We start from the raw sequence: 16629 nt of genomic DNA, 5'->3' as shown, positions 1-16629 counted from the left end.
CATCTCTGGGTTGAAGTCGTGGCTCATTCTATCCAGTAGGTCTTCGCGTTGGTGAACTCCCTGATGCCGTGGCGGGACAGTTCGAGGCCGTAGCCGGAATCCTTGACGCCGCCAAAGGGCAGCCGGGGGTCGGACTTGGACATCTCGTTCACGAAGGCCGCACCGGCGTCGATGCGCTCCGCGACGTGGCGACCCCGCTTTCGGTCCTCGGTCCACACCGACGCGCTGAGTCCGTAGTCTGTCTCGTTCGCAACTGCTACGGCCGCCGCCTCGTCCGCGACCTCGATGACGGTCGCGACGGGGCCGAACAGTTCCTCGGTCCGTGCCGGGCAATCCGCCGGGGCATCGGTCAGGACCGTCGGCGGGTAGTAGAACCCGTCCCCGTCGATCGGGTCGCCGCCGCAGCGACAGGTTGCGCCGGCCGCGACACTGGCCTCGACCTGCTCGTGTAGTTCCGAGCGCAGGTCCGCCCGCGCCTGTGGCCCGATATCCGTCTCCGGGCTGGTCGGGTCGCCGACAGTCTGCGCCTCCATGCGGTCGACGAAGCGGTCGAGGAACTCATCGTAGACGGCCGTGTGGACGAGCAGGCGCTTGGCGGCGATACACGACTGCCCGCCGTTTTGTGTGCGTGCTGTGACGGCGGTGTTGACCGCGGCGTCGAGATCGGCGTCGTCGAGAACCACGTACGGGTCGCTCCCGCCGAGTTCCAGCACGGTCTTCGTGATGTTCCGGCCGGCCGTCTCCGCGACGGCCCGGCCCGCCCGCGTGCTGCCGGTCAGCGTGACGGCCCGGATGCGGTCGTCCGCGACGACGTCCGCGACGCGCTCGGCCTCGATTCGCAACGACTGGAAAACGGCATCGGGGTAGCCGGCATCCCGGAACGCCGACTCGATGGCGGCAGCACAGCCGAACGTCGTCGGCGAGTGTTTCAACAGCGCGGTGTTGCCGGCGGTCACCGCGGGGACGGCGAACCGGAACACCTGCCAGAACGGGAAGTTCCACGGCATCACTCCCAGCACGGCACCCAGCGGCTCATAGGCGATGTACGTCTCCGCACCCGGATCGCTCCCGATACGCTCGTCGTGGAGGTACGCGGCCGCGTTCTCAGCGTAGTGGTCACACAGCCACGCGCACTTCTCGATTTCGCCGACGCCTTGGTCGACGGGCTTCCCCATCTCCTCGGCCATCAGTCGTGCGTAGCGTTTGGTCCGGTCCCGGAGGACCGTGGCCAGTTCCGCAGCCAGTTCTTGCCGGGCCTCGGCCGAGCGGGACCGCCACGTCTCGGCCGCGCTGTCGGCCGCCGAGAGGGCGGCGTCGACGGACCCGTCATCGTGTGGTTCGTAGGTGTCGATACGTTCGCCCGTCGCGGGGTTGGTGGTTTCGAATGTCATTCTGCGAACTGTCGTTCGAGGAGGGTCACGAGGAGGTACGCCGCGAGTCGCTGCGTTCCCTCACTGGGGTCGTGGCCCGGCGCGACTTCCATCAGGTCCGCCCCCGCGACAGCGTCGTGACGGCCGAGCGTCTCCATGACCGTCAGGGCCTGATTCGCCGAGAGGCCGCCGGGTTCCGGCGTCCCCGTCCCCGGGGCGACGCTGGGGTCGACGGCGTCGATATCGAACGTGACGTAGACTGCGTCCGTCTCCTCGGCCGCGGCGTCGACGGCCGACTCGATCACGGCTTCGATGCCGCGGTCCGCCACGTCGCGCATGGTGTAGAGGTTCAGTCCGCTCTCGGCGGCGAAGTCGAAGAACTCCGGCGACTCGTACCCCCGGATGCCGACTTGGCTGATGTCGGCGTAGTCACAGTACAGCGAGTCGGCCACCAGCGCCGTACTCGACCCGTGGAACTCGTCGCCGAACACCGGGCTGTCGATGCTGGTGTCGGTATGTGCGTCTATCTGGACGAGGCCGACACTGTCGTGGCCCGCTCCCTCGGCGAACCCGCGAACCGACGGAGCGGTACAGTAGTGGTCACCGCCCAACACAACCGGGAACGCCCGCTCGCTGATGGCTGCGACGTGGGCCTCAATGCTTTCGGCGGTGCGCTCGCGGTCCATTGGGAACACCGGCACGTCGCCGCAGTCGGTCACCGAGAGCTCCGAGAAGTCGACCTGTTTCCCGGTCCGCATGTTGGTTAGGCCGCCTTTGTACCCCGAGAGGTACGCCCACCACCCGCTCGCCCGGCGAACCGCCTGCGGGCCGTAGCGAGCGCCCGGGCGGTTGCTGACGGCGCCGTCGTAGGGCACGCCGATGACAGCCGCGTCGTAGCCGCCGAGTTCGTCCACATCGCGGTGGTCGGCTTTCAGGAACGTCTCAATGCCGGCGTAGGGCAGTTCGACGCCCGGCCCAATGTCGTCGGCACGCCGACCGCGTTGTCGGCTCACGGCTCGACCTCCGCCAGCGCGTTCCGGAGGCCGTTGACAGCCGTCGACAACTGCTCGCGGCTGATTGTCAGGGGCGGCTGGAAGCGGATGACGTTCTTGTGGTACCCGCCGACGCCCACAATGATGCCGTCGTCCCTGAGAATGGTCCCGACCTGTTTGGCGGCGTCGGGGTCGGGTGCGGGCGCGACGCCCATTGGTCCGGTGTCGCCGTCAGGGTCGACGAGTTCGACCCCCTGCATCAGGCCCAGCCCGCGGGTGTCGCCGACCGTGTCGAACGCCGCCGCGAGGTCGTCCAACTGCGCTGAGAGCCACGTACCCTGTTCGCGCGCGTTCTCGACGACGCCGCTGGTCAGTTCGTCGATGGTCGCGAGCGCTGCCGCGCACGCGACAGGGTTGCCGCCGAATGTCGAGAGGTGGTCGCCGGCCTCGAACGCGTCGGCGACCTCGGCGGAGGCGGTGAACGCGCCAAGCGGCATCCCGTTAGCGATGCCTTTCGCCTGCGGGAGGATGTCCGGCACCACGTGGCACTGTCTAGTTGAGTGAGTTTGAGAAGCGAGGAGGCCATAGCGAGAAGTGCTCATGCAACTCGCAGACCTCCTCAGAGAGACGTTAGATGAGGACAGCCAAGACGTTTGGGAGAACGAGCGCACCCCGACACCCGTCCGGCAATTTGGGGTGCGTCTTCACGCCGCGGGGCTGTCGATCAGGGAGACGGTTGCTATCTTAGACTTGCTGGGTGTCGACCGTTCTCACGGAGCTGTCTGGAATTGGGTTCACACGCTGTCGGAAGCACAGAGCGACCCGCGACGGCTCCGCCGTCGGCGGGTCGCGGTCGACGAGAAACAAATCGAGGTTGACGGTGAGAAAAAGTGGTTGTACGCCGCTGTCGACGTTGATTCGAAGCTGTTGCTAGAGGTCGACGTATCCAGCCGCCACGGGACTGACCCCGCGGCGGCGTTCTTGCATCGACTCACCCAGAAACACGATGTCGCCGATTCAGTGTTTCTCGTCGATGGTAGCGGCTATCTGACTGCCCTCTCACGCCACGATTTGAGCGGTCGGCTCGACTATCGAATCCGGAACCACATTGAAAAATGGTTCCAGACTGTGACCATGCGAATCGACCGCTTTCACACGTTTTGGAGGGGCAGTCAATCCAGCGCGAAACAGTGGCTAAGACGCTTCAGACACCACTATAACCACGAACGGCCCAACCAAGCACTCGACGGCAAAACGCCAGCTGAGGTTATCCAGAACTAGACAGTGCCCGATGAATATACTCATCAAGTGCCTTATCCAGCGACTGACCAATGTAGACGCGCCGCTCACGGAGGAGATCGTCCGCGTACAGGTGGCTACAGAAGCCGATAAGGAACGAACCCGCAAACACACCCGAAACGAGTAGCGGGTACGGCGCTCTCGCAGCAGCAAGAAGCGTAACGCCGGCACTGTAGAGGCCTATGGAGACGACAACGCCGGTCGGAATCTGGTGACAGAGCCCCCTGTGGTCCATTTTCTGCAAGAATTCCGGTAGCAGCAGGTACGTCCCACACCCCTGAAGCAAAGAAAGTACGACGGCAGCCTCTCCGGCGAGTGGCCCTGCCAACGGCGATGAGACGAGATTGTCAGTGAGAGTGACGAGATGCCGGAGATTCGCATGTAGAACGACGAAGGAAGCACCGATCACCAGCCAGGTCACGGCGGGCAAAAAATACCGATAGGGCTTGGAATTCGGCTCATCAAGGTCAGGAACTGCCGTTCCAGCCAGTGTCGCTGGCAGACTTCCACCGGCAGCACCGAAAAGAATGACTGGAGGGAGCCCTAATTGGGTACTGAGACCACACAGTACTACAGCGACAGCGTGGGCAGCAACACCAATCCGCATGTGTTTCTCGTATCTCATAGCCTACTGCTCTACGTCGACGAGGTAATCCTGCAAGACATCCCGACCGAGTCGGAGCTGTGTCGAGAAGTTCGACCTGTCAGTGACGCTGGCCTTGATTTCGTGTTCCTGGCTTTTGGCCACAACTGTGAGATGGATGATCTCGCGCGTATCGCTATCGGCTGTACTCGACCGGAACGTCGCCTCATCGATTGGTTGTAGAATACCGATTGACTCGGCTAGCGAGCGGTCGACACACGTCCGTTTGGCACCGGTGTCGATTCGAGCGTCGACCTCGGCGGATTCTATGGCACCGAAGAGAGTAACCGTCTCCACCGCGCCGAGAACGGGTTTCGCTGTATGAAGCGCTGTCATAGGTTCCCCCTTCCGAGATATGCAAGTACCGCCAATGCGATCTCTCGACCAACCGTCTTCCGGTGAATTTGCGAAATCCGAGGTGTGACTTCTATCTGGAGGCCGCTCTCGCCGTCCCGAGTCACCCAGTTGACGACGTTTTCGTGGCTCGCCCCCATCATCGAATGCTGGCTCAGTTCGGTGATGTAGTCATATTTCGACGGGAGCGCGTCATCGAGCCGACCAGCGACTCGGTTACGTAGGTCCGGCTCAGCCCGTCCTCCGACGAGTACCTTCGGACTCTCGTCATTGTTTGCTACATCGTGAAGGTGGAAGGAAACGGCCAAGTCGTAGTGACGGGCAGCAACCTCCCGGAGCTTCGGGAACGAACGCAGATGCATGGACGAGGACCCGACGTGCCAGCGGCCGAAGTTATCCTTCCCGTAGCCACGAGCCGTGTAGACGTCGGTGGTGATGCCGTATTCTTTGCACTTCTTGTGAAACCAGTCGGCACTCTCAGCGGTGTTTGCCTCGATGTCACCGCCGTGGTACGCCATCACGAGAATGTTGCTGCTGTAGTCATCGATATGAAGCGTTTCGGTGAACTCGTTGCGCCGTCGAGCTTCCGGGACCGTGAGAGAGTTGTCGGGCACCTGGTCACGGAGTTCAGCCTTGAAGGCCGACTCGTCGCTGATGTATTGCCGGCCATCGGTGCCCAGTTCGACGCGTTCGCCGTTCGAGTCGGTAATCGCGGCCACACGGTACGCGGCGATGGAGCGCCCGGTGCCGACACGTTGTGGTGAAGCGTTCGGGTTCGCGAGGGCGACTTGCTGGCCTTCGACGATTTCCAGTTCGGAAGCGACGCTCTGACTGACTGTAATACTATGCTTCGTATCATATGCCGGTGACGAACTGTCGGCGTCACTGGCCTGGACGCGTTTCGTGTTGTGTGTCATACTGTGGTAACTGTGAGAGAGTTCAGCGTGCAGTCTGTAGGCGTGAGTGGAGCCCCAGTGTCACTGGCCCATATCTTGATGGAGTCGGATCTGCTTCGGTTCGGTATTTCCCGAAAACGCGCGAATGCGGACAATATACTCGTTGGACTGGCGCTGCGCTTCGTAGCCGTCGTCGGTAATCGTCCACTCGTCAGGACCGGATCCTTCCTTCACACCGATGACGAAAGCCGTATTCCGCTGTGTCCGCCAGATTTTTCGGGTGAACCGCTTGTCTGCTGGACTCTGGAGCGGCCGGCCACTGACTGGATGAGAGTGAACGCCACCGGCCAGTCGGTGGTCGATATCCTTGCGCTGGTTGGCGAGGAGCCGGAGGTGCTCAAAGAAGGCGGGCGTAAACGAAATCGAATCCTGCCGGCTCTCAAGGAAGTCGGGGTGATCAATCACGTGATGGTGCCGAATCAGCCCATCCTCGTCCGCATAAACGGTCGAATAGACTTCTCGATTCGGCGTGGCGGTCGCCTGGAAGGCTAATTCGTTCAAAACGTGTTCAGCCACGTCTACGACCGTCGGATCGCTTGATGCAGGGGCTTCCCCGAACGGGACGATTCCGGGGCCATCGTCCGTATCGTAACTGGGGTCCGGTGGAGCCGAAGGAGCTTGACCTTCGTCGTCAGGAGCCCTCGGAGTGGACCCGGCACCCGATGTCGAAGAACCAGCTTCGAAACCGTTCCCTGCACCGTTGTCACCAGAGTTTGGGGTGTCTCCCGTCGGACTTGGTCGCTCGGATGTCGGCTGTGACGCGGCATCGGAACCACTGCCATCATCCTGACCCGGCTTCGAGCCCCCGCTCGCAGACGTCTGTTCTGAACTACCGGCTGTGGGAGTCTGTCCGTGACCAGTATCCGCCCCGAAGTCGACGTCGGCACCAGGCGGGGGGAGGGTCCCACCGTCATCGGAAGATCCGGATCCGCCATTTCCAGGTGAGGCTGGGGTTTCAGCGGAGTCGTTGTCGGACCCCGGCACCCCAGTATCTGTGGCCGGACTCTCGTCGCTCGATGGCTGGGGGTGGGTTACCGCTCCCCCAGAGTCAGCATCGCTGTCGTCTTCATCTGTAGATCCTCCGGATTGCGAGTCAGGTGACGTGTTCTGTTGCTCGGACGGCTGTTCGGTTGGGGAATCGTGATCGCTCTCTGGCGACGGGTCAGCGTCCTGCGTAGGCGCATCTGAGTCACCACCACCTGCAGGCGACGGGGTACTCGACCTGTTGTCGGGTCGACCACGTGTGTCGTCAGGAACAGTTGCCGCCCCGGCAGTACCACCATCATCACCAGCCCCTCCGCCGACAGTCCCGCTGGCACCTGGTTCGCCACCAGCACCGACAGGAGTGTCCGCATCAGAATCGGACGGAGTGTCGCGGTTTGGTGGCGTTAGCGTTGCGCCCTGACTATCGGATCCCGATGACGCCTCCGTACCATCATCAGCGTCCGAGGACGAGGTGTCGGGCCCGATATCGGTATCGGGTGCGCCACCGTACTGGGTTGTCCCCCCATCCGCTTCTGGTCGGTCAGCTGCGTTGGAGCCGTTATGCCCGGCACCAGACCTGGGGGGATACTCATTTCCCTTTGCCACCGGGTCCTCGTCCCCAGCAGCTGCCTGCTCGTGATCGACAATATGATCGGGCAGGTCGATTGCGTTATCGAAGACAAACCCCGCAACGTGAATCTGGTCGTCATCCCACTCGATGATGTCGATAACCGGGGCGTAGTCCGAGAGGACGGAGCGTGCTGGGCCCGTCCATTCCGGTGGTGCGGACACCGTGAGGAAATCCGGCTCAGTTCGGGCGAGGGGGTGGAGTGGTTCGCCCTTGTGACCACGGAGGTCCTTCAGCGTCGATTGACTCTCTGCTTCGGGACCTGGCGGTTCGGAGGCCGGGATGGTGAACGTCCGTGCCGATCCCAGCCCGGAGACACCGTTAGTCTGGACGAGCGCCGGGAGGTACTTCAGTACTTCCGGCAGGGCCTCCTCGTGCTGTGGGGATACGACCAGCATGGTGTCGTACACCTCTGCGAGCCGGTCAACTGTTGTCTCGTTGTAGGCGACACCGACAAGGACGGGACCAACATCTCGCCGAAGCACGGTGAGTTCCTGTGGTATCCCTTCGAGCGTGGCCGCTATCGGCCGACGAATCGGTGCTACGACACCACTCGCGTCCGGAAGCGGTTGCCTCTCCCCCTCTCGCATGAGTGTTTCGACGAGCATGCCGACGTCACGCTCTCCAGTCGGCTCCGTGACCGACATCTCGGGACGCGTGCGGGTCGCAGCCGCCTCCTCCTCAACCGTCACATCGGACTGTTTTCCGCTCACCTCCTTGAGACTGAGTTCGTCGCTCATCTCGGTGTACGCGTCTCCAGCCTTGTCGCCGTTGCTGTCGGCACTGTCCCCGAGGAATGCACGGAGACCCCCAAACAGCCACAGGATACTCGACTCGGCGATCGACGGTCCAAACAGCCCGATGCTGACTAACAGGACCCCGACCAAAACCAAGAGTGCGATTCCGGTCCGTGCGCTGATTGTCGGCTGGAGCGTTGTTTGTGTCTCCACGTTCGCCGGCTGTTCAGTTGCCTCTCCGCTGTCCTCGCGAAGGTCGAGAAGCTGGATGTCATCAACCATGATTTGCGTCCTTGAAATTACAGTATTCGGAGTTATTCCCTGTCGAGTCGCGGCTCTATGTGATCTGCCCTGAACTGTTCCCAGCGTTCGACCGGTTCTGTACTCCCGAAAGTCGCCGCGTGGGACTTCCAAACCTGGTGAAGCGGCGAACCCGGGTCTTGGATCTCGGTGTCGATGTAGTGGGCACCGGCGCATCTGACGTGCTCGTTGATCCAAGTCACGTCCAAGGGCCAGAACGCAACCACATACGCGTTTTCGACGTTACACTTGACGACACGCAAGTCCGTGTGCTGGCCTAACTCGACATCTTCCGGGACGACTGCGAATCGGTCTGCATCCGCGAGCGTCGGGACTGCTTCGTCGACGCTGATGTCGCCCGATTCAATTGACCAGGGTGCCCACTGCGTGGGCGAGAACCACGGCTCAAGCGAGTTCGCGGCTCGTTGAATCGCGGGGTTGAGGTCCATATCTGCCCGTCCCCCTCTCGGCACTGTCTCCATTGCCATCGTCCAGTAGCCGTACCCGCGGTTAGCAACGTCAGTATGTGCAACCACTCCCAACATCTTCGCGAGTTCGGGTGGCACGTCTTCCATCCCGATTTCTCCTGCACGGTGATCAACGAGGATCGCTGGCGGATCCATCATCGCACTCCCGGCACCTGCCAGGATCGAGTTCTGTGGGTACTTGTACAGGCCATCCGGCGAAGTCTTGTGGGATGGAACCACGACATCGATGGTCCCCTCAAATGCCAGATCGACATCACAGAGCTTGTACAGCGGGTACCCCGTTCCGAGCGAACTGGGGACCAGCGCGTGGTCCGCCAGACGGGAGAGCGCCAGTAGTCGTTCCTCGATGAGCGGCCTCATCATCGGGGCGACATCCTCAACGCGCAGGAGGTTCCTCCCGAGGTCGATATCCTTGACACTCTCGCTTGGGATTCGGATTCCGAGCCGCTCACCAGCTGCTTCTCGGAACCCGGCGACCGCAGTCGCAAACGAGTTGGAGGGGTAGAACTGGCCAACGTTCGTTTCTTCCAGAGACTGTCTTTGCATTCCAGCATCGGGTCCTGCGCCATCCGTCACTACTTCCTCGTCGCTGTTCGTTCCGAAGTGGTCCATCAGGTCGTTGAAGAGATTCTGTGGGGTGTTCATTTTGATACCTCGTTAGTCGCCTCGCAGCTCTCTCGTCGTTTCTTTCTCCCGTTTCTGCTTACCGGAGCCGTTCTGAGCGGCTGCCGCCTTGCCGCGACGGTAGCCGATAAACCCGGTACCGCTTCCCACCACAACCAGGACACCCGCGCTGAGGGAGACCGGCACCCACCACGGAGTCAGCCGGTTCGCCCAGTCCACGATGGTCATCGTCGGCAGCTCCGACTCTACGTCGTTGTTCAACTTCTTCGCGGCTCGATACTGGTTACGGCTAGCAGAGAGACTGGTCGAGTCCTCCTCGCGAAGCTGCTGTGCCCGTTCGCTGAACCGGGCTACTTCCGCGGTAGTGTACCCTGCTGACTGCCGCGCGTCTATGTAATCAGCCGTGGCGTTCAGATACCCATCCGACCCGCGTGCGTAGTGTCGAATGAGTGCTGCCCTGGCCTGTTCTCTGGCAATCTGCCAGTGCTTTTTAGCATCGGCGTAATTCGCCCGGCCATAGCTGATGTTGCCGTTTTCGATTCGCTTGCGAATTGACTGGAGCGTACTCTCGTCAACCGACACCATAGCATCTCCATTGAGTTTCTGCAGTTCGACCAGCCGGTCTTGGGCCTGCTCTCGCTCTTCGAGTGCGTTCTCAGGTCCGACAGCTGCCGCCTCTGCTGTACCAGGTCCCGTGACCGAAGCCACGAGAAATAGCAACACGATAGAAACACGTGGTATGTCTTTCCAGCAGCCGAGGCGGTTGGAACAGGGGCGTCCTTCCTCAGCATCTGGACTCACAAAGCTGAGCAACGCACCCAGGGACTCACCGTCTTTCTCAGTACTGCTTTGCCTCATATTGCGATTAGTACAAAGGGCCCCTTCTCACCGTGGATGTCGTTCAAAACCTCGAAAAAACAAGTGAGGGGAGAAACTGAATCAGCCCTGGAAAAAATTTAGCCGGGTTCTCTTTCATGGTGGATTTTATATTTAGTGGCTATTGGATTTACCCAGCTTGGATGGTCGAACACCCGATGTTTCATGCAACCCACCTCTGAGATCAAAACCACTGTTGAATTCTAATGCCGTGTAAGGGATTGAATTCCGATATAGTCGTAAGAGACTGTAGTTTTGTAAGTGGGACTTCTATTTCACCCCCGTCATAATTTCCAAGGGGGGGGTGATTTCCCAAGTCCTCTGCAGCGTCGGACTCCCTCAAATCTGTCAAGGGTACTTTTACTCACCTTCGTTATCTCAATTATAGAACAGCTGTCTGGGTCTTTAGTCCGAAGAAACGCCTGTGGAGACTGCGCTCCCTGCGGGAACCATTCCGATTCCTGCAAAGCGCGTCTTGGAAGTAGGAAGCCCCTGCTTCAGGGAACGAGCGATTCCGCCGCGAGTGAGTACGCAGGGGTAGTTCACAGCCCAGTGGGCAACTCCACGACTTCCCCATCAGCATACACTGTTGGCTCTCGAATAACACCATCAAGATGTATCGGTGCGCTTGTATCGCCTCCAATCGCGTGATCGTCACCAATTGCGATGTGAACAGTATTAGCAGCCTTTTCGTCTAACAAAACGGACCCAACAAGTTCTGTTACGCCTGTATTTGTACCAATACCTAATTCGGCAAGATTGTATGCTGCATCTCCGACACTCTCAGCAGCTGCTTGTACTTCGTTCTCAAGATCTTTGTCACTGATGTTCGTCACATAGCCATCCTCAACATCGATCTGAATTTGATGATTACTATCCAATAGCCCATGCGGGCGCATTGTCCCATCTACCACAAATGTTCCATCTGCGGTTTCGGGGCTCATGAAGACTTCACCAGCAGGTAAATTTGTCATTTCTCCGCCGCTTTCTACTATACCTGTATCTTGAAACCAACTTCTGTTGCCAGGTTTAAATGTAATATCAGTCCCTTTTTTCGTCGTAACAGTTATCGTTTTTGCGCCAGAAACTTGTGAATATATTCTTTCACATTCCTCCGCTATTTTAGAGTAGTCGGCAGCCAATCCAGTTATGAATACCTCCTCAGTGATCGTTGGCAAAGTCGCAACACGTGCACCAGCGCTAGTAGCAGAAGACCGAGCTTGCGTGTGACTAAGGCTATTTGCTGTCGGAGCAAATACGACATCTGCTTCTTTCATAGCGGCTGCTACTGAGGAGGGTGGCTCTTCGCTAAATTGGTTGCCTGGTGAATACCGGATTATCGATGACTCTTCCGTAACGGCTTCTGCAGCTTCATAGATTGCTTCACCAACTGACTGACACACTTCGTCAGTTACAACCAGGCAAGATTCTGTAGATTTGAGTTTCAGACATTTTTGAACAGCTGTCTCGGCCGCTTGGCGTAACTCTTCCATACAAGGTAAGTTTGCCGCTGCGACGAATAGATGTTGGGGTATACAAAAATTTAGATCAGTTACTCAGAATACTGCAGAGATATTTTGACTCATCTAATACCAAACGTATTGTTCCCTTTCCCATCTTCTATTTTGCCCTCTGGTGGCTGCTGACTCCCTTTCTTTCCATGCTTGACACAATATTCTCCTTCAGGGTCCGCACAGTACGTTTGATTTCCGATTCGCACTATTACTGCTGCTTCAGGCCCTGATTCTAGTTCAATATCTTCAAATTGAACTGCTCCCAGTTCTTCTTTATTTTTTATGACTCTCGCTACTGCTTCGTATTGTTTGGCTGAATAAGCATCACTATACTCGCTTTGTAATTTCTTTACTATTTTATTTGAGCTCATGTTTATTTTTTTATAGTATTCGTGTTGGTTTAGTGTCACTTAGTCAAACTGAGAAGTTGCCGTCACATCAGGTAATAGCCTCAATTTGTCTTCGATCTCCTTTTCTAAGTGGTCTAACGTTTCTCGAACTTCATCTAATTCTGAACCTAACTTATACATTTTTTCTTGATGTGATTGTACCGCCTCGTTTTCGTTCTGGAAGCTAAGCTGGCCTATACATTCTTGATGGGCAACTCTCTCTTTTCGAATTTCATCAATACGGTCCTCTAATTTACGCCTCTGCGCATCTAGCTCAAGCAGGTCTTCAACTATATCTTCATTATCGCCACTCCTAGCTCGCATCCGGAGCTCTTCTTGATTAGTACGAATCCATCTCAGTTCAGCCATATTTGTTAAGATGGCTGGGAATCCTTTGTGTATATGGATTGATGGTGTATCCGGTCTAAGCACTTGTACCAATTCAGGGCCAAACTTGTTCCACAAACGGGGTGCACTAACAGAAGCGGGGTTTGAATTAGAAGGGGTGTTGAATTCAAAACAACAAGACTGTAATAGCGTATGGACCTCTGACATTTGTCTATTTAGCCAAGGTCATCAGATGATGCAATCTTCAGTTATTGACTCTAATATCACTTCTATAGCTCTATCTATCATTTTCGGGTGGCGTGCTCCTTTTATTTGTATAGTACCCGTGTTGAATACCGACACATGCATATTGATTCCTGTAGCCAATCTTCCGTCATCATATTTATTCACATGAATATTATCTTCTGTTAATGTGAATCTGAGGCTATTTGATCGTTCTTCTGGGGGTTGGATTTGTTCAATTGATGATGGAAGGCGATAATATAGTTGATTTAGTCGAATTGGTCTAGCAAGAACAGCGCTGGCCGAAATATTGGACACTTTTATTCTGTCATCTGAACTTATGATTAAATCCTCTCTCTTTAACCGAAAGATGAACTCTTGAAGTGCCTTGTACGCCTTAATTGGTTCGCTCATTCCGACACAGTCAATCTTACCAGACGAATATACGCGTATAGTACACGATTGAGACACCTGGTAACTGCCTAATCCGAAACTGTTCGTCGATTCGTTTCTCTTTTTGATCCAGCTAGTCTCTTCAATTACTCTTTCAACGTTTTTAGTGAATTCAACTGTCGACTCTTGCCTCACATTCTCGATCTTAATCGTTTTGAACGGATCTCGAGGAAATTCCCCGATCTGACTACTCATCAATACGATTTATTTCAACATTTCCATTCTCACTTGTAATCTGGAGCTTATCGGCTGATTCCTTGATCACATCATACTTCGTATTGGCCCAGTTGATGATCTCTTCATTATGAGAGTCTAGTGATATTTTTAACCTACTATTATGAGTGGTAAATATAACTTTGGTATCAAATATACTGAGCATATATGGTAATGACTCCGCTACATACCACGAAACATTACCTTTGTTTGCATATTCATACATCCTTTTTTGATAGTGCGCGTTGTTATTTATGTCAGATAGAAAGTCTTCGCTAAGAATATACTCCGCTTCAAATGACTCATCAGATAGGATTTCCTCCTCTGTTTCTTGCCGCAAGCCTAATGGGAATGGTAATAGTTCTTTCAGCGAATCTGAATTTTTGAGACTCTCTTTATAATGATTTTGTACCGTTAAGTCGATATCATCTGATTCTCTCAATAATTTTGCGTCTTCGATAAAGAAGTCCAATCTTGGTATAAATTCATCATCACAATCGATATATTCAAAAAATGGTCTTACTCTGTTGTCTAATAAGAAATCATTGTAAAGATTTGAAAGTGATTCTGCAATGTGCGATCCCCTTTTAGTATGTTGAACCACTTCATCTTTTTCTTTAATTAATCCCTCTTTAATTAATTCATCTTTCTTCTCTTTTATTGTGTATTCTGTATAATTATACCTGGATCCGATATTTTCTAATTCGAGTCCATTAGATGCGTCTAATAATATTTGAAATTTTGCGGGCGAGCTAACCAAACTCTTTAATTTTTCTAACACCGCTTCCACATCTGACTCTTCCAATCTAATCATACTTCTTATAAAGGAGCTTTAGTCAAAATTCTTTTGTAATCTGAATAATTGTCCTCTTTTACGGAGAGTCGAGGAGAAAGCCCCGTGCTTTAGCGCGCGAAGGATATCAATGAAAGTACCCTTTCGCGACCCGATTGGAGATCGGATCCACTATAAGTAAACTACCCTCTCCTACTCTATGCACGGTACACGTGTAATACCTTTCAGTAGACGTGGCCTGTGTGCCTGCAACGGAACAGTGTCTGGCCAGATGATGACGGGGCTGTATCCGAGCCCTACTGCGCTACTCGGTCGCTTCGCTCCCTCCGTTGCTCGTTGAGGACGGGGCTTAGCGCCTGCATTCACCTATGGAAACGCTGCTATCTACACAAACCACCGTTTTCGACAAAATGGTTACGCCGTCCCGTGATCTACGTCTCCCCCAACCGATAGGCGGCCCAAATCGTCATGCTGTGCGGTTGCTGTCTGGCTATAGCAGTGGCTAACGGTGGGCCTCGGCCGGCCACTGAGGGCCGCCAGGGGCGGCCCTCAGTTCCCTCGTCTCGACGATCACATAGGCTGCCTTCACTGCCGGGCTGGCTATCTTGTGACTCGGGACGCCAACGCGTGAGGCAGATATTCACCTATTCGGGCTTTCCCGGATGCCGCCCGCGGCATCCGGGCTGTAGCGCCCATGATTCGGCTTCTTTCGCGCATGGACCAGTCAGCACGACGTGCTCTAAGGCACTGAATACAGGTCGGTCTCTTGCGTCCCATGCTTACCTCACGCTCTCCAGGGATAGCAGCGTTTCCATCGAATCAGCTAATCTAGTCTCTCTATTGCTTCCATTCCAGACAAATTCCACTTTTTATTATGCTTATGTAACCATAGTGCTCGGTCGATATCTATAAACGAGATTCCGGCCGTTTCTGACAGGTCTTTACAAATCTGGCGCACCTGTAAGTAAGTTTCTGGCGTTGGTCGACCTGGAAGGCGGTCCGCATCCATTAATCTTACATCAATTAATCCTTTTAGAACAGTGCTATCGCATATTACATGCCTATCTGGCTGAATAAAGTGTAGGATAGAACTCGCAAGTGGTACACTAATACCATCTAATTCAATTAACGTCTCTATTTGTTTTTCCAAATCGGATTGATTGATTGCCCTATCTACTGTGGATTTGACACTATGGAGGTCATTCTGTGAAAAGAAAAAGAGATCTTCAATTGCTGAATCCTGATACCCTCGCTCTAGCTCTTCAGCCCATAACAGAATCTGAAATAAATCATTGATTCCATATCGACCCTCCGGAAACTTCTCCGGAAATTTGTTGAATGCATGTTTTTCCCATTCTATGAAGTCGTACTGGAGGTGATCAAAATACTCACCAGCAATTGTCTCTGAATCCAGCTCCATAGTACATTCGTTGACCTTCTTGCTCATATTCTTACGGGATGCATCCTTGGCCACAGTGACTATCGCTAATATAGCACACTAACGACGTATTCGAAACGATAGTCTATCATTCGGTTAAGCTCCGGATAGGCGTCCGCAGATTTGAAAAATAAAGGCTAGCGGTCGATTAGACGGGCTATTATATTAGTAAAATAACAATAAAACAAATATACGACAAGTTGTAATAAGGCAGCTATGCATATCGAGGGCAGTCCGAACTGTGGCAGTAACAATGTAGAGACTACCTTGATCAGCAATATAGTGCAGATGGACTACACTCGTATGAGATTTTAGTGTGTAACGACTGCGGTGCAGAAGAAACAATTGGAGAATATCTCGATTAAGCGATCTCCAATCAGCAATTAATAAGATGCTCTATCGATTCACCATCCCGGGCTAACTCGGACTGCTTGGGCGAGCCGTCTGTGACGGTTAGAGGATGACTCCGGTGAGACTAGTGCATCGCCTTGAGCTTCGGCCGAAGTTGGCTGCTCGTCAAGCGGAGTCCAAGATTGTCTCAACAAGAGACCTCACTGAATGTCATACCGAGTTCCACCCGCAATATCTCAAGTACTGCATCGATAAGTGAGTCAATATCTGCTCCAGTAACTGTTGCCGATCCTGCGGTGTCGTGTCCACCACCATCGCCACCGAATTCGTCAGCAAGCGTTGGGAGCAGTGTGGCTCCGAGACTGACTTGCTGAGCCATTTGATCAGACGCTCTTGCTGTTACCCGAATCTTATCGCCTTGCTTGGAACAAATAACTGCGAGATCAACTCCAGCAGACCGGAGGCGCGTAGCTGTTGTTCCCTCGTGTGCCCCAACCTCGGAGAACGACACGAACAAATCACCGGCCCGGTACCCATGGGATCGGAGGACACCGGTCGCACTGGCAATTCGTTCGTCCCGCCCGACCGAATTGTCTAGTAACTCTGGGAGTTGAGACTACAGTGGGCTTAGCGGGGCTGTGATGCGTAGTTTCAGCT

At 55.1% G+C, this 16629-nt stretch carries 16 protein-coding genes and 1 pseudogene; 1 reads left to right on the top strand and 16 read right to left on the bottom strand.

Annotated elements, in window-relative coordinates; all coding sequences use genetic code 11:
• Positions 1 to 23 precede the first annotated feature (23 nt).
• The 3 genes and pseudogenes from D3D01_RS18350 to D3D01_RS18340 all read right to left on the bottom strand — a co-directional run.
• Positions 24 to 1391, bottom strand: a complete 1368-nt coding sequence (locus tag D3D01_RS18350) for an NAD-dependent succinate-semialdehyde dehydrogenase (protein WP_121513254.1) — start codon at positions 1389 to 1391, stop codon at positions 24 to 26.
• The gene (gene speB, locus D3D01_RS18345) at positions 1388 to 2383 is read right to left on the bottom strand and encodes an agmatinase (RefSeq protein ID WP_121513253.1); all 996 of its coding nucleotides are present in this window, start codon (positions 2381 to 2383) and stop codon (positions 1388 to 1390) included. The genes D3D01_RS18350 and speB overlap by 4 nt, the downstream gene beginning before the upstream one ends.
• Positions 2380 to 2904 (bottom strand): annotated as a pseudogene (locus D3D01_RS18340) (aminotransferase class III-fold pyridoxal phosphate-dependent enzyme); the annotation flags it as partial. The pseudogene D3D01_RS18340 and the gene speB, both read right to left, overlap by 4 nt.
• 58 nt (positions 2905 to 2962) lie before the next feature.
• Here D3D01_RS18340 and D3D01_RS18335 point away from each other — a divergent pair.
• Positions 2963 to 3643, top strand: coding sequence for an IS6 family transposase (locus D3D01_RS18335; RefSeq protein WP_121513265.1), 681 nt, complete (start codon positions 2963 to 2965; stop codon positions 3641 to 3643).
• Here D3D01_RS18335 and D3D01_RS18330 read toward each other — a convergent pair.
• The 13 genes from D3D01_RS18330 to D3D01_RS25075 form a co-directional block, all read right to left on the bottom strand.
• On the bottom strand, positions 3630 to 4286 hold the full coding sequence (locus D3D01_RS18330; RefSeq protein ID WP_121513251.1) for a hypothetical protein: 657 nt from the start codon (positions 4284 to 4286) through the stop codon (positions 3630 to 3632). The genes D3D01_RS18335 and D3D01_RS18330 overlap by 14 nt on opposite strands.
• A gap of 3 nt (positions 4287 to 4289) precedes the next feature.
• Positions 4290 to 4640, bottom strand: a complete 351-nt coding sequence (locus D3D01_RS18325; protein WP_121513250.1) for a retroviral-like aspartic protease family protein — start codon at positions 4638 to 4640, stop codon at positions 4290 to 4292.
• Positions 4637 to 5575 (bottom strand): poly-gamma-glutamate hydrolase family protein, encoded by a 939-nt coding sequence (locus D3D01_RS18320; protein WP_121513249.1) that lies wholly within the window; start codon positions 5573 to 5575, stop codon positions 4637 to 4639. Before D3D01_RS18320 ends, D3D01_RS18325 begins: the two co-directional genes overlap by 4 nt.
• A 60-nt stretch (positions 5576 to 5635) precedes the next feature.
• Entirely contained in the window at positions 5636 to 8245 is a 2610-nt protein-coding gene (locus D3D01_RS18315; protein WP_121513248.1) for a hypothetical protein, read from the bottom strand.
• Positions 8246 to 8277: 32 nt separating this feature from the next.
• Positions 8278 to 9396 (bottom strand): hypothetical protein, encoded by a 1119-nt coding sequence (locus D3D01_RS18310; protein WP_121513247.1) that lies wholly within the window; start codon positions 9394 to 9396, stop codon positions 8278 to 8280.
• Between the two features lie 12 nt (positions 9397 to 9408).
• Positions 9409 to 10083: a hypothetical protein gene (locus D3D01_RS18305; RefSeq protein ID WP_121513246.1), complete on the bottom strand. Its 675-nt coding sequence runs from the start codon at positions 10081 to 10083 to the stop codon at positions 9409 to 9411.
• A 710-nt stretch (positions 10084 to 10793) separates the two neighbouring features.
• Positions 10794 to 11744, bottom strand: coding sequence for an aminopeptidase (locus D3D01_RS18300; protein WP_121513245.1), 951 nt, complete (start codon positions 11742 to 11744; stop codon positions 10794 to 10796).
• An 89-nt stretch (positions 11745 to 11833) separates the two neighbouring features.
• On the bottom strand, positions 11834 to 12175 hold the full coding sequence (locus tag D3D01_RS23525; protein ID WP_147439949.1) for a hypothetical protein: 342 nt from the start codon (positions 12173 to 12175) through the stop codon (positions 11834 to 11836).
• On the bottom strand, positions 12176 to 12523 hold the full coding sequence (locus D3D01_RS18295) for a hypothetical protein (RefSeq protein ID WP_158600510.1): 348 nt from the start codon (positions 12521 to 12523) through the stop codon (positions 12176 to 12178).
• Positions 12524 to 12730: 207 nt separating this feature from the next.
• Entirely contained in the window at positions 12731 to 13138 is a 408-nt protein-coding gene (locus D3D01_RS23775; protein WP_158600508.1) for a hypothetical protein, read from the bottom strand.
• A gap of 226 nt (positions 13139 to 13364) precedes the next feature.
• Entirely contained in the window at positions 13365 to 14204 is an 840-nt protein-coding gene (locus tag D3D01_RS18285; RefSeq protein ID WP_121513242.1) for a hypothetical protein, read from the bottom strand.
• Between the two features lie 802 nt (positions 14205 to 15006).
• Entirely contained in the window at positions 15007 to 15603 is a 597-nt protein-coding gene (locus D3D01_RS18280; protein WP_147439948.1) for a hypothetical protein, read from the bottom strand.
• Between the two features lie 556 nt (positions 15604 to 16159).
• Complete coding sequence (locus D3D01_RS25075; protein ID WP_158600506.1) at positions 16160 to 16483, bottom strand: DHH family phosphoesterase; 324 nt, start codon at positions 16481 to 16483, stop codon at positions 16160 to 16162.
• Between the last annotated feature and the right edge of the window lie 146 nt (positions 16484 to 16629).

The sequence above is a fragment of the Haloarcula sp. Atlit-7R genome (assembly GCF_003666065.1).
GTDB lineage: Archaea > Halobacteriota > Halobacteria > Halobacteriales > Haloarculaceae > Haloarcula > Haloarcula taiwanensis.
Note: the sequence above shows the minus strand (reverse complement) of the source record. Positions and strands in the feature narration are given on the sequence as shown.